The sequence below is a fragment of the Bradyrhizobium manausense genome, assembly GCF_018130615.1.
GTDB classification, from domain to species: domain Bacteria; phylum Pseudomonadota; class Alphaproteobacteria; order Rhizobiales; family Xanthobacteraceae; genus Bradyrhizobium; species Bradyrhizobium manausense_A.
Map to the genome: position 1 here is coordinate 16,626 of NZ_JAFCKB010000003.1, position 20,139 is coordinate 36,764.

At 63.7% G+C, this 20,139-nt stretch carries 27 protein-coding genes; 17 read left to right on the top strand and 10 right to left on the bottom strand.

Annotated elements, in window-relative coordinates; all coding sequences use genetic code 11:
• Window positions 1-129 precede the first annotated feature (129 nt).
• Window positions 130-342 (top strand): hypothetical protein, encoded by a 213-nt coding sequence (locus JQ587_RS06550; RefSeq protein WP_212297655.1) that lies wholly within the window; start codon window positions 130-132, stop codon window positions 340-342.
• Between the two features lie 22 nt (window positions 343-364).
• Here JQ587_RS06550 and JQ587_RS06555 read toward each other — a convergent pair whose 3' ends face one another.
• Complete coding sequence (locus JQ587_RS06555; RefSeq protein ID WP_212297656.1) at window positions 365-1,201, bottom strand: universal stress protein; 837 nt, start codon at window positions 1,199-1,201, stop codon at window positions 365-367.
• Window positions 1,202-1,413: 212 nt separating this feature from the next.
• On the opposite strand from JQ587_RS06555, the gene JQ587_RS06560 reads away from it, so the two are divergent.
• Together JQ587_RS06560 and JQ587_RS06565 are read left to right on the top strand one after the other, a co-directional pair.
• Window positions 1,414-2,961 carry a Do family serine endopeptidase gene (locus JQ587_RS06560; RefSeq protein ID WP_212424767.1) on the top strand — a complete coding sequence of 516 codons (1,548 nt, stop codon included), beginning with the start codon at window positions 1,414-1,416 and terminating at the stop codon, window positions 2,959-2,961.
• Window positions 2,962-3,225: 264 nt separating this feature from the next.
• On the top strand, window positions 3,226-3,588 hold the full coding sequence (locus JQ587_RS06565; RefSeq protein WP_212298046.1) for a hypothetical protein: 363 nt from the start codon (window positions 3,226-3,228) through the stop codon (window positions 3,586-3,588).
• Window positions 3,589-3,598: 10 nt separating this feature from the next.
• Here the strand turns inward: JQ587_RS06565 and JQ587_RS06570 are convergent, their stop codons facing one another.
• Complete coding sequence (locus JQ587_RS06570; RefSeq protein ID WP_212297658.1) at window positions 3,599-3,868, bottom strand: DUF6496 domain-containing protein; 270 nt, start codon at window positions 3,866-3,868, stop codon at window positions 3,599-3,601.
• Window positions 3,869-3,935: 67 nt separating this feature from the next.
• The gene (locus tag JQ587_RS06575; RefSeq protein ID WP_200472691.1) at window positions 3,936-4,130 is read right to left on the bottom strand and encodes a DUF3072 domain-containing protein; all 195 of its coding nucleotides are present in this window, start codon (window positions 4,128-4,130) and stop codon (window positions 3,936-3,938) included.
• A gap of 115 nt (window positions 4,131-4,245) precedes the next feature.
• Between JQ587_RS06575 and JQ587_RS06580 the strand changes: the two genes are divergently transcribed.
• From JQ587_RS06580 to JQ587_RS06590, 3 genes are read left to right on the top strand one after another with little or no spacing between them, the layout of a single operon-like run.
• Entirely contained in the window at window positions 4,246-4,467 is a 222-nt protein-coding gene (locus tag JQ587_RS06580) for a hypothetical protein (protein ID WP_212424768.1), read from the top strand.
• A gap of 34 nt (window positions 4,468-4,501) precedes the next feature.
• Window positions 4,502-4,711: a hypothetical protein gene (locus JQ587_RS06585; protein ID WP_212297659.1), complete on the top strand. Its 210-nt coding sequence runs from the start codon at window positions 4,502-4,504 to the stop codon at window positions 4,709-4,711.
• 35 nt (window positions 4,712-4,746) lie between these two features.
• Window positions 4,747-4,947 (top strand): hypothetical protein, encoded by a 201-nt coding sequence (locus JQ587_RS06590; protein ID WP_212297660.1) that lies wholly within the window; start codon window positions 4,747-4,749, stop codon window positions 4,945-4,947.
• Window positions 4,948-5,026: 79 nt separating this feature from the next.
• Here the strand turns inward: JQ587_RS06590 and JQ587_RS06595 are convergent, their stop codons facing one another.
• Together JQ587_RS06595 and JQ587_RS06600 are read right to left on the bottom strand one after the other, a co-directional pair.
• Window positions 5,027-5,260 carry a hypothetical protein gene (locus JQ587_RS06595; RefSeq protein WP_212297661.1) on the bottom strand — a complete coding sequence of 78 codons (234 nt, stop codon included), beginning with the start codon at window positions 5,258-5,260 and terminating at the stop codon, window positions 5,027-5,029.
• 93 nt (window positions 5,261-5,353) lie between these two features.
• A complete protein-coding gene (locus tag JQ587_RS06600; protein WP_249149058.1) occupies window positions 5,354-5,560 on the bottom strand; it encodes a hypothetical protein in 207 nt (68 codons plus the stop codon).
• A gap of 175 nt (window positions 5,561-5,735) precedes the next feature.
• Here JQ587_RS06600 and JQ587_RS06605 point away from each other — a divergent pair, with 175 nt between their 5' ends.
• Window positions 5,736-5,987: a hypothetical protein gene (locus tag JQ587_RS06605; RefSeq protein WP_249154208.1), complete on the top strand. Its 252-nt coding sequence runs from the start codon at window positions 5,736-5,738 to the stop codon at window positions 5,985-5,987.
• On the opposite strand, the gene JQ587_RS06610 is transcribed toward JQ587_RS06605, so the two are convergent.
• Both JQ587_RS06610 and JQ587_RS06615 read right to left on the bottom strand, forming a co-directional pair.
• Window positions 5,984-7,477 (bottom strand): sensor histidine kinase, encoded by a 1,494-nt coding sequence (locus JQ587_RS06610; RefSeq protein WP_212424769.1) that lies wholly within the window; start codon window positions 7,475-7,477, stop codon window positions 5,984-5,986. The two genes, JQ587_RS06605 and JQ587_RS06610, sit on opposite strands and share 4 nt — an antisense overlap.
• A 14-nt stretch (window positions 7,478-7,491) precedes the next feature.
• Window positions 7,492-13,788 (bottom strand): HAMP domain-containing protein, encoded by a 6,297-nt coding sequence (locus JQ587_RS06615; RefSeq protein WP_212297665.1) that lies wholly within the window; start codon window positions 13,786-13,788, stop codon window positions 7,492-7,494.
• Between the two features lie 284 nt (window positions 13,789-14,072).
• Here JQ587_RS06615 and JQ587_RS06620 point away from each other — a divergent pair, with 284 nt between their 5' ends.
• A complete protein-coding gene (locus tag JQ587_RS06620; RefSeq protein ID WP_212297666.1) occupies window positions 14,073-14,366 on the top strand; it encodes a hypothetical protein in 294 nt (97 codons plus the stop codon).
• A gap of 5 nt (window positions 14,367-14,371) precedes the next feature.
• Here JQ587_RS06620 and JQ587_RS06625 read toward each other — a convergent pair whose 3' ends face one another.
• Window positions 14,372-14,884 carry a DUF4142 domain-containing protein gene (locus JQ587_RS06625; protein ID WP_212424770.1) on the bottom strand — a complete coding sequence of 171 codons (513 nt, stop codon included), beginning with the start codon at window positions 14,882-14,884 and terminating at the stop codon, window positions 14,372-14,374.
• 97 nt (window positions 14,885-14,981) lie between these two features.
• Here JQ587_RS06625 and JQ587_RS06630 point away from each other — a divergent pair, with 97 nt between their 5' ends.
• The 3 genes from JQ587_RS06630 to JQ587_RS06635 all read left to right on the top strand — a co-directional run bounded on the left by JQ587_RS06630 (window position 14,982) and on the right by JQ587_RS06635 (window position 15,712).
• A complete protein-coding gene (locus tag JQ587_RS06630; RefSeq protein ID WP_212424771.1) occupies window positions 14,982-15,176 on the top strand; it encodes a hypothetical protein in 195 nt (64 codons plus the stop codon).
• 113 nt (window positions 15,177-15,289) lie between these two features.
• Complete coding sequence (locus JQ587_RS36870) at window positions 15,290-15,421, top strand: hypothetical protein (RefSeq protein ID WP_283815599.1); 132 nt, start codon at window positions 15,290-15,292, stop codon at window positions 15,419-15,421.
• An 84-nt stretch (window positions 15,422-15,505) separates the two neighbouring features.
• A complete protein-coding gene (locus JQ587_RS06635) occupies window positions 15,506-15,712 on the top strand; it encodes a hypothetical protein (protein ID WP_212424772.1) in 207 nt (68 codons plus the stop codon).
• A gap of 134 nt (window positions 15,713-15,846) precedes the next feature.
• On the opposite strand, the gene JQ587_RS06640 is transcribed toward JQ587_RS06635, so the two are convergent.
• The gene (locus JQ587_RS06640; protein ID WP_212424773.1) at window positions 15,847-16,095 is read right to left on the bottom strand and encodes a hypothetical protein; all 249 of its coding nucleotides are present in this window, start codon (window positions 16,093-16,095) and stop codon (window positions 15,847-15,849) included.
• A gap of 173 nt (window positions 16,096-16,268) precedes the next feature.
• On the opposite strand from JQ587_RS06640, the gene JQ587_RS06645 reads away from it, so the two are divergent.
• From JQ587_RS06645 to JQ587_RS06655, 3 genes are all read left to right on the top strand, one after another.
• A complete protein-coding gene (locus JQ587_RS06645) occupies window positions 16,269-16,427 on the top strand; it encodes a hypothetical protein (protein WP_212424774.1) in 159 nt (52 codons plus the stop codon).
• A complete protein-coding gene (locus JQ587_RS06650) occupies window positions 16,411-16,605 on the top strand; it encodes a hypothetical protein (RefSeq protein ID WP_212424775.1) in 195 nt (64 codons plus the stop codon). The genes JQ587_RS06645 and JQ587_RS06650 overlap by 17 nt, the downstream gene beginning before the upstream one ends.
• 90 nt (window positions 16,606-16,695) lie before the next feature.
• The gene (locus tag JQ587_RS06655) at window positions 16,696-17,070 is read left to right on the top strand and encodes a PRC-barrel domain-containing protein (RefSeq protein ID WP_212424776.1); all 375 of its coding nucleotides are present in this window, start codon (window positions 16,696-16,698) and stop codon (window positions 17,068-17,070) included.
• A gap of 22 nt (window positions 17,071-17,092) precedes the next feature.
• On the opposite strand, the gene JQ587_RS06660 is transcribed toward JQ587_RS06655, so the two are convergent.
• Window positions 17,093-17,557, bottom strand: a complete 465-nt coding sequence (locus tag JQ587_RS06660) for a winged helix-turn-helix transcriptional regulator (protein WP_212424777.1) — start codon at window positions 17,555-17,557, stop codon at window positions 17,093-17,095.
• Window positions 17,558-17,708: 151 nt separating this feature from the next.
• Here JQ587_RS06660 and JQ587_RS06665 point away from each other — a divergent pair, with 151 nt between their 5' ends.
• From JQ587_RS06665 to JQ587_RS06675, 3 genes are all read left to right on the top strand, one after another.
• Window positions 17,709-18,446: an SDR family oxidoreductase gene (locus JQ587_RS06665; protein ID WP_212424778.1), complete on the top strand. Its 738-nt coding sequence runs from the start codon at window positions 17,709-17,711 to the stop codon at window positions 18,444-18,446.
• A gap of 63 nt (window positions 18,447-18,509) precedes the next feature.
• Window positions 18,510-19,511 (top strand): NAD(P)H-dependent flavin oxidoreductase, encoded by a 1,002-nt coding sequence (locus JQ587_RS06670; protein WP_212424779.1) that lies wholly within the window; start codon window positions 18,510-18,512, stop codon window positions 19,509-19,511.
• 107 nt (window positions 19,512-19,618) lie between these two features.
• Entirely contained in the window at window positions 19,619-20,038 is a 420-nt protein-coding gene (locus JQ587_RS06675; protein ID WP_212424780.1) for a hypothetical protein, read from the top strand.
• Window positions 20,039-20,139 lie beyond the last annotated feature (101 nt).

Below are 20,139 nucleotides of genomic sequence, written 5' to 3' on the forward strand. Positions count from 1 at the left end.
CGCGTCTGCGCCTTTAAAAAAAGTTAACCTGAGTTGGGCGGCCGTGCGCTCAAAAAATGTTTTGCACAACTGCCATCGGCGTGACGTAAATGAGGGCAATAAGCCCGAGTGAGTACGAGGGAGGGTCTGATGGAAAACGTACGTCGCTACCGCGCGCTGGCGTCCCTCTGTCGTCAGCAGGCGGCCTATCGGCCGCTCCAGAACTGGCAGTTGCTAGGCCAAGCCGAGCATTTCGAATATCTCGCCGAGATGGCGCTGAAAGCGCATTTTGATGCGTGCAATGCACAACGCGAGGACGATGCCGTTGCAGCCGCGGCATGGGAGGCCCCTGCCGCAGCGTAAGGGTGTGACCGTTCCGCCTTCGCTAATGCGACATAAGCGTCGGGATCGTCATGGCTTCCAGCATGGCGCGGGTGACGCCGCCGAGAAAGCGCTCCTGCAGGCGGGAGTGGCCGTACCCGCCCATCACCAGCAGATCGAGGTTCTCGTCAGCCGCCAGTGACAGGATGGTCGGCTGGATATCGGCGCGCGTGGCCGACAGGCTGACGGCACGGGTCGACAGGCCGCGCCGTCCGAGATGCTTGGCGAGATTGTTCGCCGAGACGTCGCCGGGGACGGTCTCAGCCTCGTTGATCGCAATGATCACGATTTGCTCGGCGCGCGCCAGAAATGTCGCTGCATCGCGCAACGCGCGCGCCGCGACGCGGCTGCCGTCCCAGCAGATCCCGATCCGGTTCGCCTTGAAGGCTCCGCGGAACGTATAGGGCAGGAACAGGACCGGGCCACCGGCCTGAAACAGGATCTCGCGGGGCACGTCGTTGTCGAACGAGACCTGCTCGGGATCCGGCTGAAGCACGACGCTGAGGTCGTGAAGCCGCGCCATCTCGCCGAGCGAGCCGGCTGCGTCCACCGGAATCGCGCCGAGCGCACGACAGGTGTAGGAAATGTCGGCGCGCGCCGCTTCGCTCTTGAACACCGCAAGCGCCGCCTCGGCCCGCTCAACCGCGCGCTCGCGTTCCATCTCGAACACGGCCGCTACGGCAGCGCCGCCTTCCATCACATAAGCCGCGCTGCTTGCGACATAGCCGATCGCGACAGCATCGACATGGGCATTGAGGTTGGCTGCGAGCGAGATCGAGCCATCGACCACGGCGCGCATCGGCCGCTCGGTCGGGACGTGGACGAGAATGTCTTTGTACATGGCGGCGCCTCCAATGGACATCATTCGATTTGTCCAGCTTTTCACGGCGCGCAGGGCTCGCGTTGAGCTGCATCAAATGCACCGCGAGGATCATGCCTGCGTCCGCTGGACGCACCTTTCTTTGCCAAGATTTAATCGCGTGGACGGGACGCCGTAAGGTGACGACGTCCATGTTGGGTGCAGGGCGACTTACCCAACATGGACATTTCGACATGATCGATCGCGTCAATTCCGACACCACCAAGACCCGTACAATTCTGAAGCCGCGTCGGCTGGCGCTGCTTGGCACCGTGGCCGCGCTTGGCATCGCCGTGCTGGCTGCCTCTCCGGCCTCAACGCCGTTCGGCGTCACCTCCCTGATCTCGCCTGCGCAGGCCGCTGAGGGGACTGCGACGCCGCCGGGCTTCGGCGACCTCGTCAGCAAGGTCAAGCCGGCCGTCATCTCGGTCCGGGTGAAGATCGACCAGGACAACGACAAGAGCGCAATGCTGCAACAGAACCGGATGGATCAGGACGAGAATTCCCCGTTCGACCAGTTCTCGCGGGAGTTCGGGTTCCGCTTTCCGGGTGGCATGAACGGCATGCCGCGCCAGCGTCACCAGATGATCACGGGCGAGGGGTCCGGCTTCTTCATCTCGGCCGACGGTTATGCCGTGACCAACAACCATGTCGTCGACCATGCCGAGTCCGTGCAGGTGACGACAGACGACGGCACGATCTACACCGCGAAAGTGGTCGGTACTGATCCGAAGACCGATCTCGCGCTGATCAAGGTCGACGGCAAGAAGGACTTTCCGTTCGTCAAATTCGCTGACCAGAAGGCGCGGATCGGCGATTGGGTGGTTGCGGTCGGCAATCCCTTCGGCCTCGGCGGCACCGTGACCGCCGGCATTGTCTCGGCGAACGGCCGCGACATCGGCAACGGTCCCTATGACGACTTCATCCAGATTGATGCACCGATCAACAAGGGCAATTCCGGCGGTCCGGCCTTCGACATGAACGGCAACGTAATTGGCGTGAACACCGCGATCTTCTCGCCGTCGGGCGGCTCGGTCGGCATCGGCTTCGACATTCCGGCCTCGACCGCAAAGCTCGTCATCGCGCAGCTGAAGGACAAGGGGGCCGTTACCCGCGGCTGGCTCGGCGTGCAGGTGCAGCCGGTGACTGCGGAGATCGCCGATAGTCTTGGCCTGAAGGCGGCACGCGGCGCGATCGTGGACAACCCGCAGGATGGTAGCCCGGCGGCGAGGGCCGGCATCGAGGCGGGCGACGTCATCACCGCCGTCAACGGCACCGCGATCAAGGACTCCCGCGATCTCGCCCGCACCATCGCCACGCTGGCGCCGGGTACGTCCGTGAAGCTCGACGTCGTCCACAAGGGCGACACCAAGACGGTGACGCTCGCGCTCGGCGAACTGCCGAACGAGCGGCAAGCCAAAGGAGGCGACAAGGCTGACGACGGCAAGACGCAGCAGGCCCCCGGCACGCCGCGCCTCGGCCTCAGCCTGGCGCCGGCTGGCGACGTCCAGGGGGCCGGGCAGAAGGGCGTCGTGGTGACCGAGGTCGACCCGCAGGGGCCGGCGGCGCAGCACGGCATCCAGACCGGCGACGTCATCCTCAATGTCGGCGGCAAGGCGGTCGCCAATGTCGGCGACGTCCGTTCCGAGCTGGCGCAGGCCAAATCGTCCGGCAAGAGCAGCGTGCTGTTGCAGGTGAAGAACGCGGAGGCGACCCGGTTCGTCGCGGTGCCGCTCGCCTGATCGCTCAATCCTGCAGCAAATTCAAAAGGCGGCCCGCGGGCCGCCTTTTTCGTGCGCGACCGCGAGATACCCACAGGGCACCGATAACATTCTCGTTAACGGCAGCAATGATGACAGGTTCGTCCGAAAAAGCCGCGTTCGCTCGTCAGACTTCGGAATCGCTTTGGCGGCAATGACGGCGCCGAGGCAGTTGCAGGAGTGGAACTTCGGACGTCCGGCTGCTTTGTGGAACCGGCCGGTGGTCCGCATTTGATCGGTGCCGACATGGATCGATTGAAGCTCTCGCTGAAGCTTGCGCTGCTCGCGGCGCCGCTCGTGATGTCGACCGGAAGTGCCCTGGGACGCGATGACGGCCGCTTCGCCGACTCGCCGCTGAAGCCCTGGTTCGATAGCCTGCGCAGCCATCTCGGTCCGTGCTGCTCGGACGCCGACGGCGTTGCCGTGGCCGATCCTGATTGGGACTCCCATAATGGTCATTATCGGGTCCGTATCGATGGGGAGTGGGTCGATGTCCCCGACGAAGCCGTGATCACTGAGCCGAACCGCGCCGGCCGCACCATGGTCTGGCCGGTCAAGACGGCGTTCGGCGTTTCGATCCGCTGCTTCATGCCCGGCAGCATGATCTGACAGGTCGGCGCTATCGCTTGGTGGATTTGCGCTTCGAGCTCTTTTTCTTGGTGGTCTTTTTCTTGGACGTCTTTCGCTTCGACGACTTCTTCGGGACCTTCTTGCCCTTCTTGCGCGCCTCAGAGAGGCCGATCGCAATCGCCTGCTTGCGGCTCTTCACGGGTCCGCCGCGACCGCCCCGTCCGCTCTTGGCGGTGCCTTTCTTGTAACGCCGCATCTCGCGCTCGACATCATCGCCGGAGCTGCGCGAATAGCGGCGCTTCTTTGCCTTGCGTGCCATCAACTCTCTCCCTTGACCTCGGAAGAGAACAGGAGGGCTGACGCAACGTTCCAAAAGCTGTCGCGCCTCAGAATGAGTTCGCGAGCTCGATCTCCGCCTCCAGCACCTGGATGCGGCGCGCGGCTTCGGCAGAGGACAAGCCTCGATCATATTGCGCCGGCTGGTAAGCCTCTTCGCTCAGCCGTTTCAGCCGCAGCCCCTGCGCCCGGGTCATCTGCTCCATGAGAAAAGCCTTGGCGTCGTATTTACCCTGAACCTGCATGTTCGCTCTCCGTCCTGAATTCGTGGCTTGACTATATGTTCTTATTTTGTTCTAACAAGCCATGGACAACAGAATTAATGAAATTCGACGTAAAATCAGCGCCTTGAGGCTGGAGATGGCCGATGTGGAGGCGTCTGTACGCGATCTCATCAACCGTGATCGCGACTGCACCGAACGGGCCCGGGCGCAGATGGATCTGCGCCGGAAAATCAACCTGCTGATCGGCGAATGGAAGACTGCTAGCGGAGGCGAAGTATTGCCCGATATTCGCGACCGCGTGCGTCTTCGTCCCTTGAAGAACGAGATCGGGCCGGCCGGTGTGGCCGCGCGCCGCTGAGATAGGTCACGCACGCGGCAGAGGGAGGCGGGCGGTGGAGGAAGACCCGGACACCTACCGGATCCTGAAGCTGCGCGCCGAGATCCTTGAATTGGGCTCAGCGATCCGGCAATTGCAGCGTGAGGGTCTCGATGATGCAGCGGCCCAACTGCTGATCGCGCGCAAGCGGGCCCAGCTCGATCAACTCGTGAAGACGGGCTCCGCAGGCAGCGGCCTGAACATCACTGACATCCGACGCAGCTAAAGCGGTCGCGCAACGCGACATGCCGGAGCTCGTCCATGCCGGATCCCGAAATGGCCGCCCTGCTGCGAGCGGTTCTTGATGAAGTCTGCGCGGAAATTCCTCTGTCGGATACGACGACGCGCGAGCGTGTCGCTGCGAGGCTGCGTAAGGCCGCACAGACAAATCGCCACGCCGTGCAAGATCTGCGACAGGCCGCGCGTGACGCTCTGATCCGTGCACCGACGATGTGGCGCTAGAGCTCCGCTGCCGGCGCGACGTGGCTGTCGCAAAAAGCCCCGCGTGGCCGCGGGGCTCCTGATTGCGGTGAACCCGTCCTTACTTGCTCATTCCGTTCTGGGGCTTGGTCATGCTGCCGCCCTGATCGCTGCCGGGGCCGGCTCCGCCCTGTCCGGACGCGTCGGGCGGAACGGTCTTCTTCATGTTGGCGCCCGTCGTGGTCTGCGACATGGAGGCGTGGTGCTTCTTGTGCGACTTTGCTTCAGCCGCGAACGGCGCGGCGGCAAGGCCGGTTGCCAACATCACGGCAAGAGCGAGCTTGATCGTCTTCATGTGGGGAACTCCCTGAGTTGAATTGACGCAGGCAGCCAACCGCCATTTGTCCCAGGAGTTCCGAACAAAGCGTCGGATCGTTTCGCGTGCGATTCAAGATTCCTTGTCTTCGTCGAGGATGAACACGACGCCCGTCAGCGTTGAGCCGATGGCAAACGTCGTCACCATCGTGCCGACAAAAACCAACGCAGCCGCACTGCCGCCGTGGCTCAGCAGTTCTGCGACCGCAGGATTGGCCAGAATGAGCGCGAGTGTGAAGATCAGACCGAGTGCCGCACCCATCATTGCATGCGTCATCATCTTGATGACGCCCGTGGGAGAGATCAGGCCTGGCCACCTATTTGGCGACTTTTTTGCGCGCATGGAACTGCCGATCGATCTGGCATGCAAACGCGCGCGGTGATAGCGGGTTCCATTTCGCCTGAAGGAATTGTCATCAGCCGCTTCATCCGGCGTTCATGCCCAACTTGCGAGGATGAACACCATCAACACGGGAACATTCGCTATGGGTAAGGTGGTCTTCCTCTATCGCTCGCTGGCCTACCGTAATGCGGCGGCCGACATGTTGCGCAAGGCGCGCAAGCTGCCGCGCGGTGTGGAGCGCAGCGCGGCCCGCCGCTACGCGACCGCGTTGCGCGACCTCGCGCAAACAGAAGCCTGGCTCGAAGGGCGTGTCGCTGATGAACCGCGGCCGATGCTAAGGCTGAGGGTGGCTGCGTCGCGCTAACCCGATGCGCGCTGGAGTTCGGGAGAGGTGCTGGCCTCGAACTTGTCCTGCGCCGTCGACGTTGCCGCGCTCTTGCGCGTCAGCGGCACCTCGAGACGGCACACCAGGCCCTCTGAACGCCAATCGAATTGCGCCTGTCCGCCGAGCTGGGATTCGACGCTGGCGAGCAGGCTTCTCGTTCCGAAGCCGCGCGACTTTGGTATCCTGACCAGCGGCCCTCCGGTCTCCTCCCAGGTCAGCGTGAGAAGATCGTTCTCGGCCTGCCAGCCGATCGCGAGCCGCCCCGATCTGGTCGAGAGCGCGCCGTACTTCGCCGAATTGGTGAAGAGCTCATGCAACGCCAGAGCGAGCGTCTGGGCGGTCGTGGGCAGCAATTGAACTTCGGGACCCGCCAGCCTGATCTGCCCGCCGGGCGAATAGGGGGCAAGCTCTTCATCGATCAGCTTGGAGAGCTCGGCGCCCTGCCAGCTCGACAACGACAGGATCGTGTGCACGCGCGCGAGGGCATTGATGCGCCCTTCGACTGCATGGACATAGGCCTTCACCTCGTCGGCGCGGGTGAGGCGCACGATCGACTGCGCCAGCGCCAGCGCATTCTTGGCGCGGTGATCGACTTCGCGCGCCAGCAGATTCTGCCGTTCCTCGGCGCGCTTGCGTTCGGTGATGTCGACGGTGACGCCACTCACCCGCACCACGCGGCCGCCCGGATCCACCGTCGCGGCCGCCGTGCCGACGCACCAGCGCACCTCGCCATCGGGCCGGCACACGCGAAACTCTCCTTCATAGGCGTGCGCGCCGGTACTGAAGGCGGCAATCGCCTGGCCGAATTGAGCGACGTCATCCGGGTGCAGCAGCGCCTGGATATTGGCCGAGCTGACGTTGAACGTCTCCGGCGTCACGCCGAAAATGCGGTACTGCCCCTCGTCCCACATCCAGTCGCCGTTGACCCAGTCCCAGTCCCACGACCCCATCTTGCCGGCCGCAATCGCCATGCTGCGCCGCTCTTCACTCTCGCGCAGCTTCGCCGTGGAATTCTCCAGCTCCGCCGTGCGGGCGCGAACGCGGTCCTCGAGATCCTGGTTCAGCCGTTCGAGCTCTCGCGTCTTGCGATAGAGTTCGGCAAACACCTTGACCTTGGCGCGCAGCACTTCCGGCACGACGGGCACGGGGACGTAATCGACCGCGCCCATCTCGTAGCCGCGCAGACGGTCGATGTCGCTGACTTGAATCGCCGAGATGAAGATCATCGCGGTCTTCTGGAAGCGCGGATGCTCGCGGATCATCGCTGCGAGCTCGAAGCCGTCGAGCTCGGGCATGCAGACGTCGACGAGGATCACCGCGATTTCCGTCTTGAGCAGCACCTCAAGCGCCTCGCGGCCGGACGAGGCGATCACGAGGTTCTCGCCGAGTTCCTTCAGGATCACCTCGTAGGCAAGCAGCTTCGCCGGCTGGTCGTCGACGAGGAGGATGTTGACCTTTTCGTGGTCCATTCTCGGATCCAAGCTCAACGGTGCAGCCACATGCGGATCGCAAGCAGCAATTGATCGGTGTTGACGGGTTTGGCGAGGTAGTCGGACGCGCCGGCCTCCAGGCATTTTTCGCGGTCGCCCTTCATCGCCTTCGCCGTCAGCGCGATGATCGGCAGGCGCAGGAATGCCGGGTTCTCCCGGATCACGCCGATGGTCTGGTAGCCATCCATCTGCGGCATCATGATGTCCATCAGCACAATGGCGATTTCCGGGTTGGATTCGACCAGCGTCACCGCCTCGCGGCCGGTGGTTGCCGTCAGCACCTTCATGCCGCGCCGTTCCAGTACGCTCGACAGCGCGAAGATGTTACGGGCGTCGTCGTCGACCAGCAGCGCGGTCTTGCCGATCAGATCCTCATCGGAACTGTTCAGCTTCTCCAGCATGCGCTGTTTCTCGACCGGAAGTTCCGTGATCACGCGATGCAGGAACAGCGCGGTCTCGTCGAGCAGGCGTTCGGGCGATTCCACGCCCTTGACCACGATGCTGCGCGCCATGGTGTGGAGCTCGGCATCCTCCTCCGCCGAGAGCTCGCGCCCGGTGAACACCACCACGGGAACGTTCGACAGCGTGTCGTCGCGGCGGATCTGCTCCAGCACCTCGAAGCCGCTCATGTCGGGCAGCCGGAGGTCGAGCACCACGCAGTCGCACGGTGCCTCGCGCAGGGTCGAAAGCGCGCCGGCGCCGGTGTCGGTGGTCACGATCTCGATGTCGTCGTGATGCAGCAGCTCGCGAATCGACAGTTGCTCGGCCTCGTTGTCCTCGACGATCAAGAGCCTTTTGCGCCGCGGCCGGGCATATTCCTTGATCTGCGTCAGCGCGGCGGCAACGCCCTCGGTCGTCGTCGGCTTGTTGACGAAGGAGAAGGCGCCGCGGGCGAGCGCATGCTGGCGGTCTTCGTCGAGCGTGATGATCTGCACGGGAATGTGGCGCGTCAGCGGGTTGTGCTTGAGCTGGCTCAGCACCGTCCAGCCGAGCATGTCGGGCAGGAAGACGTCGAGCGACACCGCGCGCGGCTGATATTGTTTTGCGAGTTCGAGCGCCTCCGCGCCGCGCGCGGCGACCAGGACCTTGAAACCCTTGTCGCGCGCAAGGTCGACCAGGATGCGCGCATAATGCGGATCGTCCTCGACGATCAGCAGGATGCTGTCACCGGGTTCGAGATTGAGCCGGTCGTCGGGCAACTGCTCGATGACACGTTCGGGCGCCGTTGCGGCCGGCTGCAGGGCCAGCGGCTGGTTGAACTGCTGCGGCGTCGATACCGTGCGCGGCGCCAGCGTCGGGCCGGAATATTTCAGCGGCAGATACAGGGTGAAGGTGGAGCCCTTGCCGGGGGAGCTGCGCAAATGGATTTCGCCGCCGAGCAGGCTTGCGAGCTCGCGGCTGATGGCAAGACCAAGACCGGTGCCGCCATATTTGCGGCTGGTGCCGGCGTCCGCCTGCTGGAATGCCTCGAAGATCAGCTTCTGCTTCTCCAGGGGAATGCCGATGCCGGTATCGGAGACTTCGAAGGCGATCACGGCCGGCGCGGAGTTCAGCACCGGATGATCCGTGCCCCAGCCGCCGAGCGCGCCGGCGACCTGCAGCCGCACTTCGCCTTCGGCGGTGAACTTGAAGGCGTTGGAGAGCAGGTTCTTCAGCACCTGCTGCAGGCGCTTGGAGTCGGTGACGATGCTGCGCGCGAGGTTCGGATCGACGTCGATCTTGAACGACAGATTGCGGTTCTCGGCCTCATGCCGGAACGGCCGCCCGACCGTCTCGAGCAGGTTGGCGGTGAGAATTTCCTCGGCGTCGACCGTCACCGTGCCGGACTCGATCTTGGAGAGATCGAGAATGTCGCTGATGAGGTTGAGGAGGTCGGTGCCGGCGCCATGGATGGTGCGGGCAAATTCGACCTGCTTGGCGGAAAGATTGCCATCCGGATTGTCGGTGAGCTGCTGTCCGAGGATCAGGATCGAGTTTAGTGGCGTGCGCAGCTCGTGGCTCATATTGGCCAGGAATTCCGACTTGTACTTCGATGTCAGCGCGAGCTCGGTCGCCTTTTCCTCGAGCGCGCGGCGGGCCTGCTCGATTTCCTGGTTCTTGCGCTCGACCTCGACATTGCGTTCGGCCAGCTGCTGGGCCTTCTGCTCGAGCTGGTCGTTGGTCTGCTGCAATTCGCGCTGCTGGGTCTGAAGCTCTCCGGCGAGCTGCTGCGATTGCTTGAGCAGGCCCTCGGTCTGCATCGTGGCTTCGATCGAGTTGAGCACGATGCCGATGGAGTCGGTGAGCTGCTCCAGGAACGTCATCTGCGAGGTCGTGAACGAGGTGAGCGAGGCGAGCTCGATCACCGCCTTGACCTGGCCCTCGAACAGCACCGGCAGCACCACGAGGTTCTTCGGGGCGACGCGGAGCAGCGCCGAGTTGATGGGTACCACGTCGGCCGGAATGTCCGAGACCACGCGCGGGCGCCGGTCGATTGCACACTGTCCGATCAGGCCGTCACCGAATTGCAGCACGCGCTGATAGGGATAAACACCGTCGCCGGCATAGGAGGCAAGCAGCAGGAGCTGCGGATTGTCCTCGTTCTCGACCTGGTAGATCACGCCGGTATGCGCGTTGACCAGCGGCGACAGCTCCGTCAGCAGCAGCCGTCCGACGGTGGCGAGATCGCGCTGGCCCTGCAGCATGTTGGTGAACTTGGCGAGGTTGGTCTTCAGCCAGTCCTGCTCGGTGTTCACGTCCGTCGTCAGACGGAGGTTCGTGATCATCGTGTTGATGTTGTCTTTCAGCTCGGCCACTTCGCCGCGGGCATCGACCTGGATCGACCGCGTCAAATCGCCTTTGGTCACCGCAGTCGCCACTTCCGCGATCGCGCGCACCTGCGAGGTGAGGTTGGCCGCGAGCAGGTTCACGTTGCCGGTGAGGTCCTTCCAGGTGCCGGCGGCGCCGGGCACGTCGGCCTGGCCACCCAGGCGGCCTTCGACGCCGACTTCGCGCGCCACCGACGTCACCTGGTCGGCGAAGGTCGCGAGTGTCTCAGTCATGTTGTTGATGGTGTCGGCAAGCGCCGCGACCTCGCCCTTGGATTTGACGGTGAGATTTTGCTTCAAATCACCATTGGCGACGGCGGTCACCACCTTGACGATGCCGCGGACCTGCTCGGTGAGGTTCGCCGCCATGAAGTTGACGGTGTCGGTGAGGTCCTTCCACGTGCCGGCCACACCGGGCACCTGGGCCTGACCGCCGAGCTCGCCCTCGGTGCCGACCTCGCGCGCGACGCGGGTGACTTCGCCGGCGAAGGCGTTGAGCTGATCCACCATGGTATTGATGGTGTTTTTCAGCTCGAGGATTTCGCCCTTCACGTCCACGGTGATCTTGCGGGACAAGTCGCCGCGCGCGACCGCGGTCGTCACTTCGGCGATGTTGCGGACCTGCGTGGTGAGGTTCGCGGCCAGGAGGTTGACGTTGTCGGTGAGGTCCTTCCAGGTGCCACCGACGCCGGGCACGACGGCCTGACCGCCGAGCCGGCCTTCGGTGCCGACCTCGCGCGCCACGCGCGTCACTTCGGCGGCGAAGGAGCGGAGCTGCTCGACCATCGTGTTGAGGGTGTCCTTGAGCAGCAGGATCTCGCCGCGTACGTCCACCGTGATCTTCTTGGAGAGGTCGCCGCCGGCGATCGCGGTTGCGACCTCGGCGATGTTGCGGACCTGGGCCGTCAGGTTCGAGGCCATGAAGTTGACGTTGTCGGTGAGGTCCTTCCAGGTGCCGGCAACGCCCGACACTTCGGCCTGGCCGCCGAGCTTGCCCTCGGTGCCGACCTCGCGCGCCACGCGCGTGACTTCGCCGGCAAACGCGTTGAGCTGGTCCACCATGGTGTTGATGGTGTTTTTCAGCTCGAGGATTTCGCCCTTCACGTCCACGGTGATCTTGCGGGATAGATCGCCGCGCGCCACGGCGGTGGTCACTTCGGCGATGTTGCGGACCTGGGCCGTGAGGTTGCCCGCCATCGAGTTCACGGAGTCGGTCAAATCCTTCCAGGTGCCGGCGACGCCGGGCACGTTGGCCTGGCCGCCGAGACGGCCTTCGGTGCCGACCTCGCGCGCCACGCGCGTCACCTCACCCGCGAAGCGGTTGAGCTGGTCGACCATCGTATTGAGGGTATCCTTGAGCTGGAGGATCTCGCCGCGGACGTCCACCGTGATCTTGCGCGAGAGGTCGCCGCCGGCGATGGCGGTCGCGACCTCGGCGATGTTGCGGACCTGGGCGGTCAGGTTACCCGCCATCGAGTTGACGGAGTCGGTCAGATCCTTCCAGGTGCCGGCGACGCCGGGCACGTCGGCCTGGCCGCCGAGCTTGCCGTCGGTGCCGACCTCGCGCGCCACGCGCGTCACTTCGCCGGCGAAGGCGTTGAGCTGGTCGACCATGGTGTTGAGCGTTTCCTTCAGCTGAAGGATTTCGCCCGAGACGTTCACCGTGATCTTCTTCGACAAATCGCCCTTGGCGACCGCGGTCGCGACTTCGGCGATGTTGCGGACCTGGCCGGTCAGGTTCGACGCCATCGAGTTGACGGAGTCCGTCAAGTCTTTCCAGGTGCCGCCGACGCCGCGCACCACGGCCTGACCGCCGAGCTTGCCTTCGGTGCCGACCTCGCGCGCGACGCGCGTGACTTCGCCGGCGAAGGCGTTGAGCTGGTCCACCATGGTGTTGATGGTGTCCTTCAGCTCCAGAATTTCACCGCGCACGTCCACGGTGATCTTCTTCGACAGGTCGCCGCCGGCGACCGCCGTCGTCACCTCGGCGATGTTACGAACCTGTGCGGTCAGGTTCGACGCCATCGAGTTGACGCTTTCCGTCAGGTCCTTCCAGGTGCCGGCAACGCCGAGCACGTTGGCCTGGCCGCCGAGCCGGCCCTCGGTGCCGACCTCGCGCGCCACGCGCGTCACTTCGCCGGCGAAGGCGTTGAGCTGGTCCACCATGGTATTGAGCGTTTCCTTCAGCTGAAGGATCTCGCCCGACACGTTCACCGTGATCTTCTTCGACAAATCGCCGCCGGCAATGGCGGTCGCGACGTCGGCGATGTTGCGGACCTGCGCGGTCAGGTTTGACGCCATGAAGTTGACGTTGTCGGTGAGGTCCTTCCAGGTGCCGGCGACGCCGGGCACCTGCGCCTGGCCGCCGAGCTTGCCTTCGGTGCCGACCTCGCGCGCCACGCGCGTCACTTCGGAGGCGAAGGAGTTGAGCTGGTCCACCATGGTGTTGATGGTGTCTTTCAGCTCGAGAATTTCGCCGCGCACGTCCACCGTGATCTTGCGGGACAAGTCGCCGCGCGCCACGGCGGTGGTCACGTTGGCGATGTTGCGGACCTGGGCGGTGAGGTTGCCGCACATCGCATTGACGGAGTCGGTCAGATCCTTCCAGGTGCCGGCGACGCCGGGCACGATAGCCTGGCCGCCGAGCTTGCCGTCGGTGCCGACCTCGCGTGCCACGCGCGTCACTTCGGAGGCGAACGAGCGCAGCTGGTCCACCATCGTGTTGATGGCTTCCTTGAGCTGAAGGATCTCGCCGCGGACGTCGACCGTGATCTTCTTCGACAAGTCGCCGTTGGCGACCGCGATCGTCACCTCGGCGATGTTGCGAACCTGGTTGGTCAGGTTGTTCGCCATCGAGTTGACGCTCTCGGTCAGGTCTTTCCAGACGCCGGTCACCTCCGGCACCTGGGCCTGGCCGCCGAGCTTGCCCTCGGTGCCGACCTCGCGCGCGACGCGCGTCACCTCGGAGGTGAACACGCCGAGCTGCTTGATCATCGTGTTGACGATGGTCGCCGATTGCAGGAATTCGCCGCGGAGCGGGCGACCCTCGACGTCGAGCTTGACGGTTTGCAGCAGGTCGCCTTGCGCCACGGCCGCGACCGCGCGCGTCACCTCGCGCGTCGGCCACAACAGGTCGTCGATCAGCGTATTGACGGAGCCTTCCATGTCCGCCCAGGAGCCGGAGGCGAGGCCGAACTTCACGCGCTGGCGGGTCTTGCCTTCGCGTCCGACCACTTGGCCGACCAGCTCGAGCTGCTGCGCCATGCGCTGGTTGGCCGCGATGATTTCGTTAAAAGTGTCGGCAATCTTGCCGTCGATGCCGAGATAGTCGCCGCTCATCCGCACCGAGAAATCGCCACTGCGCATCGCCTGGAGCGCAAGGAGCAGTTCGGCCCGGGAATCCGGCTCGGACGTGCCGTTGGGTTTTGGCTTTTGGACGCGACGACCGGAGCGTGATGCTGTTCCGGGATCGAGGTCGCTCATACTGATTCCCCCGCAGGCGTCGGCCGAATCTCAAGGCGTGACGCGAGTGATCAAAATAGAGCGTCAGCCAAATTCGAAATCAAGCGCCAAGGTTGCGACGCGAGGAAATGGAACCTGCCGTGCTCAGCCCGACGAAGCTAACGGCGAGGATTGCCCAGGGTTCCATCCGATTGCAGAAAAACTCCGAGCCGCATGCTGTTCCTGTTCTGAAACCTCGGCGCCCTGCGGCATAGGAACGCCGACATAGTCCGCAAGGTTAGCCCGCAAAGACAGGGAGAGCGCATATGAAAGCCGGATTGGCCGTCTTCGTCGCCGCATTGTTCGCCGCCGGATCGGCACTTGCGCAAGGTGCGCCAAGTGGGCGCGGGGCCGTCACGGGCGATCCCGCTGCCAGCTCCGCCACGCCGCAGGCGGGTTCGCAGACAACGGGGACCGCCAACAGGTCAAACCCCAGCGGCAGCGGCACCTCGACCTCGGGTGGCAAGGATGCCAATGGCGACGCCGGGCGGGACAAGATGCCCGACAGCGATCGTACCGTCCGTCCGATGGACCAGCAGCATCATCCGCAGGACAAGTAAGGCTGCTATTTGTCGGCCATCGTGCGCTCCGCGTCCTTCAACTGCGCACGCAGCACCGGCAGATGCTCGCGCGCGAAGGTGGCGAGCGCGGGATTGTCGGGCGTCCTCAGATAGCGCTCGAGCAAGGTGATTGCGGTTTCATATTCGGGAATTTGGGCGGCATAGAAGTTTCTGACATACGCTGGCCCGTCCGTATCGTCGGGCTTGGCGAGGCTGACGCCAGCTGACGCCGTCTTGCTCACGCGCGGCTCGGCCCCGATGGTGTTCTGAATCTCCTTCAGCGTCCTGTCGCGTTTGGCCGCCTCTTCGGCGCGCAAGGCGGCGAGGTTCTTGACCTCGGCATTGCCTTTCAGGTCGGTGCTCTCCAATAGGGCCTGCTGGAAGCGGCTGAAGGTGTGGAGGCCGCTAATGACCATCGTCGCGTCAGGCGCGCGGTCGCCGCGCATCTGCTCGCCGGTGCTGTCGGCAAGCGCCGCGGTGCTGAAGAAAGCCAGAAAAAGCACGACGAATATCCGCATGATTCTCCAATGACCAATGGCGTGCTAAGTTCCGTCGGAAGTTACGATCCCGTAAGGGGCGGTTGCAGGGCAGGGGTTCCATGCCCAAGTGTTGTCCATGAAGCAGTCTGACATCTTCAGGGACAACGCCGAGAACTGCCTGCAACTGGCTGAGCGCTCGGACGGACGACCCGCTTATAATCGCTATTCGCGGATGGCGGACGCCTGGACGGCCCTGGCGAAAGAGCAGGACTGGCTTGATGGCGAAGTCCCGCCCGTCAAGGTCAACGTCCTGCGCAGCCAGGATGCTTGATTGATCTCGTTTTCGTGACTCCGGGTGTGAGACCGCTCACGGAATGAGCGGCATCGATCAGCAATCATACGGGAATAGTCGATCGCGTTGATTTTTCCAGAAGGAGGTTTGCGATGGCTCCACGTCTGGCACTTCTCTCACTCATTCTCGCCTTTGGCGTTTCGGTCGCGTTCGCGACGGTGACGACCGTCCGGCAGGTGCATCAGGAAAATGCATCGGTTGTGGTTCACGCGGCGCACAGCTAGCGCCGCGCGCCCTCGCCCATTTCGGAACATTCGACGCCCCGATGCGTAAGCGCTGCGAGGCATCGGAAGAGGCGAGAGGACAACATGGCACATTCCGACCACGGCATCGTCAGGGACAAGCGCGCGGAAGAGCAGCCGCGCGACAAGCAGCGTGCGCAGACCGCGCACAAGACGGACCAGAAGGGCTCGCCATCGCGCGAAGCGACACGGGATCCCAAGCTCAATGATGACAGCAAGACGTCCGGTTCGGGCATGACGCCGGACGATTCCGGCGCGGCGCCCAGCGGCTAATCGCGCGAGGAACGAAAGGCTTCACGAAGAGTCGACGGATTGCTTCCGGTGACATGCCCCCGGTGCTCCGGAAGCAATCTCCAAGGACGGCCCTGGCACCCACCGTGCCGGGGCCGTTTTGCCTTGTGGGATGATCAGTCTTCGTTGCCGCTCTCTGGCTCGCCCTGGGTATGGCCGTCAGGGCCGCGGCCGAACACGCCGAAGCTGCTCGACTTCACACCGGGCACTGCATCGACGCCCACGGAGGCCAGTCCGAACTTGAGGAGTTCGCGGACTGCTGCCGCTCGCGTCGGCATGCGATGTCTAAACCGGAAATCATCAACGGCGGCCAGCTCTTCCGGCGAAAGCATGACCTGAAGGCGCTCGGCGCGAAGGTCATTCATGGTCGATCACACAAAGTGAGTAAGTTGAGTATTTTGCTCAACGGACGAATTTGGCGCGAGTTCCGCAAGAGTCGGAAAAATCTCCAAATGAGTAAAAATACTCAATAAAATCAATCGGATAGCATTGAAACGACTCTGCCATTGGCGCATTCCCTTTGAAAGGGAGAGCCGCCATGACGGATGAAGTCAGGTTACCCCGCAAACTTTCCGAGGAGCCCGAGGCGCCGAAGCCGGTGCGCCCGAGCCACCAGAAGGTCATCGATCAGGTCGAGCGCTGGGCCAACAGCCCCGGCCTGCAACCACCAAGGATGGAAGATGCGAAAGCGATCTGAGCCCCACACCTTCGAACAGCGCCTCGACGAGCAAAAGCTGCGGCTCGAGCACGAGTTGGCGCGTTTGCCGGCGGGCGAGCTGCGCGATGCCGTCAGCGTGCGCATCGAGCAGCTTCACACCGCGGCCGAGATGTATGAATTCTTGATGTCGCGGGAGTCGCCAGCAGACACGCGTTAGCTCGCTTTGCGGCACTTCGGCGCGGCGCTTCTTGGAACGATCATCTAAAGGCCCGGTTGGTCCGGCTTATCGGCTGAGTGGAGACGTGAGATGTTGAATCAAGGCGAGCTGGGTCGTGCTGAAATGGGCCGGTTGATCGGCAGCGACAAGGTCGAGGGAACATCGGTCTACGGCGCCGACCGCAACAAGATCGGTTCGATCGAGCGCGTGATGATCGACAAGGTCAGCGGCAAGGTATCCTACGCCGTGTTGGGCTTCGGCGGCTTTCTGGGCGTCGGCAATGACCACTACCCGCTGCCCTGGCAATCGCTGAAATACGACACTGAACTCGGCGGCTACGTCACCGGGATCACGGCCAAGGAGCTGGAAGGCGCGCCGAGATATGGCGAGCGCAGCGATTGGAATTGGGGTGACGATGCGGCGGTGCGTGGCATCAATGCCTATTACGGTGTGCCGTTCGCTTAAAATCTTCGCGGGGGCCGCTGGACTACCCGATCGCTTCCTTCCGCCCCGGCCCCGGATGCACATGCACCTGCTTCGCGTGCAGCGGCTCGCCGCATTCCGAGCACACCATCACCGGATCGAACTGTTTGCCGCAAGTCTTGTGCTCGTGCAGCAGCGGGCGGCCGCGCTCGTCGCCCATGTGGGTGTCGCCCCAATGCACCATCGCCATGATGATCGGATAGAGATCGAGCCCCTTCTGCGTGAGGATGTATTCGTAGCGCTTCGGCGCCTCGGAATAGGGGACGCGGCGCAGGATGCCGAAGCGCACCAGCTTCTTCAGCCGCTCCGACAGAAGATGCCGCGTGATCTGCAGCGCGGACTGGAACGCCTCGAAGCGGCGCACACGCAGAAAACACTCGCGCAGGATCAGAAGCGTCCAGCGATCGCCGATCACGGCAATGGTGCGGGAGAGCGAGCAGGGCTCCTCGTCCAGCGTGTCCCACTTCATGATTCCCTCTCCGGCCTTGATCTCATAAGTCTGAAAAAGGAACTGACTTGAAAGATCTACAAAGTATTAGCGTAATACCTTGGAGTTTGACAGTTCTATTTTAGAACTATAGCCTCCGCTTCAATCCACGATCTCACCGGAGGAGGCGACCTTGCCCAAGCGAAATGCGACCGCAGCCGTGATCGGGGCCGGCGATTTCATCGGCTCGGAGATCGCCAAGAAATTCGCAGCCGAAGGCTTCTCGATCTATGCGGGCCGCCGCAACGGCGACAAGCTCGCGCCGCTCGTGAAGGATATCGAGGCGGCCGGCGGCGAGATCCACGCGCGCTCGCTGGACGCGCGGAAGGAAGAGGAGATCATCTCCTTCCTCACCGATGCCGATAAGCACGCGCCGCTGGAGGTCTGCATCTTCAATGTCGGCGCCAACGTCAATTTCCCGATTCTCGACACCACCGAGCGCGTGTTTCGGAAAGTGTGGGAGATGGCTTGCTATTCCGGCTTCCTCGCAGGGCGCGAGGCAGCACGGCTGATGCTGCCGCGCGGCGGCGGCAACATCTTCTTCACCGGCGCGACTGCCAGCTTGCGCGGTGGCAGCGGCTTTGCCGCGTTTGCGAGTGCCAAGTTCGGACTGCGCGCGGTGGCGCAGGCGATGGCGCGCGAGCTCGGGCCAAAGAACATCCACGTTGCCCATCTCATCATCGATTCCGGCGTCGACACCGAATGGGTGCGGCAGCGCCGGCTCGAGTCGCTCGGGCCGAGCGCGCTGGACAATCCCGATCTGCTGATGCCGCCGTCGGCCGTCGCCGAGTCCTATTGGCAGCTTTATCAGCAGCCGAAGAGCGCCTGGACCTTCGAGATGGAGATCCGCCCGTTCGGCGAGAAATGGTGACGGCGGGACGAGACTACGGTTAGACTGATCTCAACATCAGCGAAATTCCGGGAGGAGAACTAAGTGAAGACCGCGATCACCGAACTGTTCGGCATCGAGCACCCCATCATCCAGGGCGGCATGCATTTCGTCGGCTTTGCGGAGCTGGCGGCCGCCGTCTCCAATGCCGGCGGGCTCGGCATCATCACGGGCCTGACGCAAAAGACGCCGGAGCTGCTTGCCAGGGAGATCGCGCGCTGCCGCGACATGACCGACAAGCCGTTCGGCGTGAACCTCACCTTCCTGCCGACCTTCGCGGCGCCGCCTTATCCGGAATACATCGCAGCCATCGTCGAGGGCGGCATCAAGGCGGTGGAGACCGCGGGCCGCAGTCCGGAGCAGTACATGCCGGCGCTGAAGGCCGCAGGCATCAAGGTGATCCACAAATGCACGTCGGTCCGTCATTCGCTGAAAGCCGAACGGATCGGCTGCGACGCGGTCAGCGTCGATGGTTTCGAGTGCGGCGGCCATCCTGGCGAGGACGACATTCCCAACATGATCCTGCTGCCGCGCGCGGCAGAGGAGTTGAAGATCCCGTTCGTGGCCTCCGGCGGCATGGCCGACGGGCGCAGCCTTGTCGCGGCGCTGTCGCTGGGCGCGGCGGGCATGAACATGGGCACGCGCTTCATTGCGACCAAGGAAGCGCCTGTGCATCAGAACGTGAAGGACGCGCTGGTCGCGGCGACCGAGCTCGACACCCGGCTGATCATGCGGGCCCTGCGCAACACCGAGCGCGTGCTGAAGAACGCCAACGTCGATCGCCTGCTCGAGATCGAGCGTGCCAAGGGTGACAAGCTCACGATCGACGACATTCACGACCAGGTCGCGGGCGTCTATCCCAAGATCATGCTGGACGGGCAGATGGACGCCGGTGCCTGGAGCTGCGGCATGGTCGCCGGCCTGATTCACGATATCCCCACCTGCAAGGAGCTCGTCGATCGCATCATGACCGAGGCGGAACAAATCATCCGCAGCCGCCTGATGGGGTTCCTGGACGGGACGGGGGCGACGCGAAAGGTCGCCTGACACCACGAAACTTCTTAACCACGGCGGCAATTGACCGCTGGAATTGCGCGCGACGCCTCCTAAATAGGAGTAAATTACTCCTTAACAATCAATTTCAGGAGGCGTCCGTGGTCCTGAAAAGCGCTCCTTTCGTCGTTGCCTTTGCCCTCGTGCTCGCATGGGGCGGCATCGCGCGCGCTGACGACTACAAGCCTGACGAATATCTCAGCCTCGATCTCTCCAAGGCCGTGCTGTCGCCGAAGCGGCTTGGGCCGGAGACGCAGTTCGCTCCTGTCGCGCTGGAAGCGCGCGGCGGCAAAGAGGCACAAGCGCGCGCCGAACCGGTCGACGTGCCGAAGAAGATTGCGGCCGAACGCGTGAAGGCTTCGGAGCCGAAGGTCGCGCATGCGAGAAGCGCGCAGCCGCGTGGCGCAGCCCGCACCAGGCTCGCGCATCGTCACGGCAATCCCTTGGACGCGCAGGCCATGGACACCCGCATCCAGACCTGGCCGTGCCGCTCAGGCGGAATCTGCAACTGGAAGCATTAGTCCCATCCGAGACCGTCATCCCCGCGTCGCAAAACCGTAGGCTCCGAGTCAAGAAACCGTAAGGCAGCCGACAAACGGCGCAGGCACCTTCCGTCGCGATT

What these genes read in the sequence shown, in the direction of transcription:
- JQ587_RS06625 (WP_212424770.1), bottom strand. Translation starts at nt 14,884, where the DNA reads ATGCGGATATTCGTCGTGCTTTTTCTGGCTTTCTTCAGCACCGCGGCG.
- JQ587_RS06570 (WP_212297658.1), bottom strand. Translation starts at nt 3,868, where the DNA reads ATGGCACGCAAGGCAAAGAAGCGCCGCTATTCGCGCAGCTCCGGCGAT.
- JQ587_RS06575 (WP_200472691.1), bottom strand. Translation starts at nt 4,130, where the DNA reads ATGCAGGTTCAGGGTAAATACGACGCCAAGGCTTTTCTCATGGAGCAG.
- JQ587_RS06655 (WP_212424776.1), top strand. Translation starts at nt 16,696, where the DNA reads ATGTTGAATCAAGGCGAGCTGGGTCGTGCTGAAATGGGCCGGTTGATC.
- JQ587_RS06640 (WP_212424773.1), bottom strand. Translation starts at nt 16,095, where the DNA reads ATGAATGACCTTCGCGCCGAGCGCCTTCAGGTCATGCTTTCGCCGGAA.
- JQ587_RS36870 (WP_283815599.1), top strand. Translation starts at nt 15,290, where the DNA reads ATGGCTCCACGTCTGGCACTTCTCTCACTCATTCTCGCCTTTGGCGTT.
- JQ587_RS06555 (WP_212297656.1), bottom strand. Translation starts at nt 1,201, where the DNA reads ATGTACAAAGACATTCTCGTCCACGTCCCGACCGAGCGGCCGATGCGC.
- JQ587_RS06560 (WP_212424767.1), top strand. Translation starts at nt 1,414, where the DNA reads ATGATCGATCGCGTCAATTCCGACACCACCAAGACCCGTACAATTCTG.
- JQ587_RS06550 (WP_212297655.1), top strand. Translation starts at nt 130, where the DNA reads ATGGAAAACGTACGTCGCTACCGCGCGCTGGCGTCCCTCTGTCGTCAG.
- JQ587_RS06580 (WP_212424768.1), top strand. Translation starts at nt 4,246, where the DNA reads ATGGCCGATGTGGAGGCGTCTGTACGCGATCTCATCAACCGTGATCGC.
- JQ587_RS06650 (WP_212424775.1), top strand. Translation starts at nt 16,411, where the DNA reads ATGCGAAAGCGATCTGAGCCCCACACCTTCGAACAGCGCCTCGACGAG.
- JQ587_RS06590 (WP_212297660.1), top strand. Translation starts at nt 4,747, where the DNA reads ATGCCGGATCCCGAAATGGCCGCCCTGCTGCGAGCGGTTCTTGATGAA.
- JQ587_RS06645 (WP_212424774.1), top strand. Translation starts at nt 16,269, where the DNA reads ATGACGGATGAAGTCAGGTTACCCCGCAAACTTTCCGAGGAGCCCGAG.
- JQ587_RS06595 (WP_212297661.1), bottom strand. Translation starts at nt 5,260, where the DNA reads ATGAAGACGATCAAGCTCGCTCTTGCCGTGATGTTGGCAACCGGCCTT.
- JQ587_RS06660 (WP_212424777.1), bottom strand. Translation starts at nt 17,557, where the DNA reads ATGAAGTGGGACACGCTGGACGAGGAGCCCTGCTCGCTCTCCCGCACC.
- JQ587_RS06635 (WP_212424772.1), top strand. Translation starts at nt 15,506, where the DNA reads ATGGCACATTCCGACCACGGCATCGTCAGGGACAAGCGCGCGGAAGAG.
- JQ587_RS06605 (WP_249154208.1), top strand. Translation starts at nt 5,736, where the DNA reads ATGAACACCATCAACACGGGAACATTCGCTATGGGTAAGGTGGTCTTC.
- JQ587_RS06565 (WP_212298046.1), top strand. Translation starts at nt 3,226, where the DNA reads ATGGATCGATTGAAGCTCTCGCTGAAGCTTGCGCTGCTCGCGGCGCCG.
- JQ587_RS06600 (WP_249149058.1), bottom strand. Translation starts at nt 5,560, where the DNA reads ATGATGACGCATGCAATGATGGGTGCGGCACTCGGTCTGATCTTCACA.
- JQ587_RS06610 (WP_212424769.1), bottom strand. Translation starts at nt 7,477, where the DNA reads ATGGACCACGAAAAGGTCAACATCCTCCTCGTCGACGACCAGCCGGCG.
- JQ587_RS06630 (WP_212424771.1), top strand. Translation starts at nt 14,982, where the DNA reads ATGAAGCAGTCTGACATCTTCAGGGACAACGCCGAGAACTGCCTGCAA.
- JQ587_RS06615 (WP_212297665.1), bottom strand. Translation starts at nt 13,788, where the DNA reads ATGAGCGACCTCGATCCCGGAACAGCATCACGCTCCGGTCGTCGCGTC.
- JQ587_RS06620 (WP_212297666.1), top strand. Translation starts at nt 14,073, where the DNA reads ATGAAAGCCGGATTGGCCGTCTTCGTCGCCGCATTGTTCGCCGCCGGA.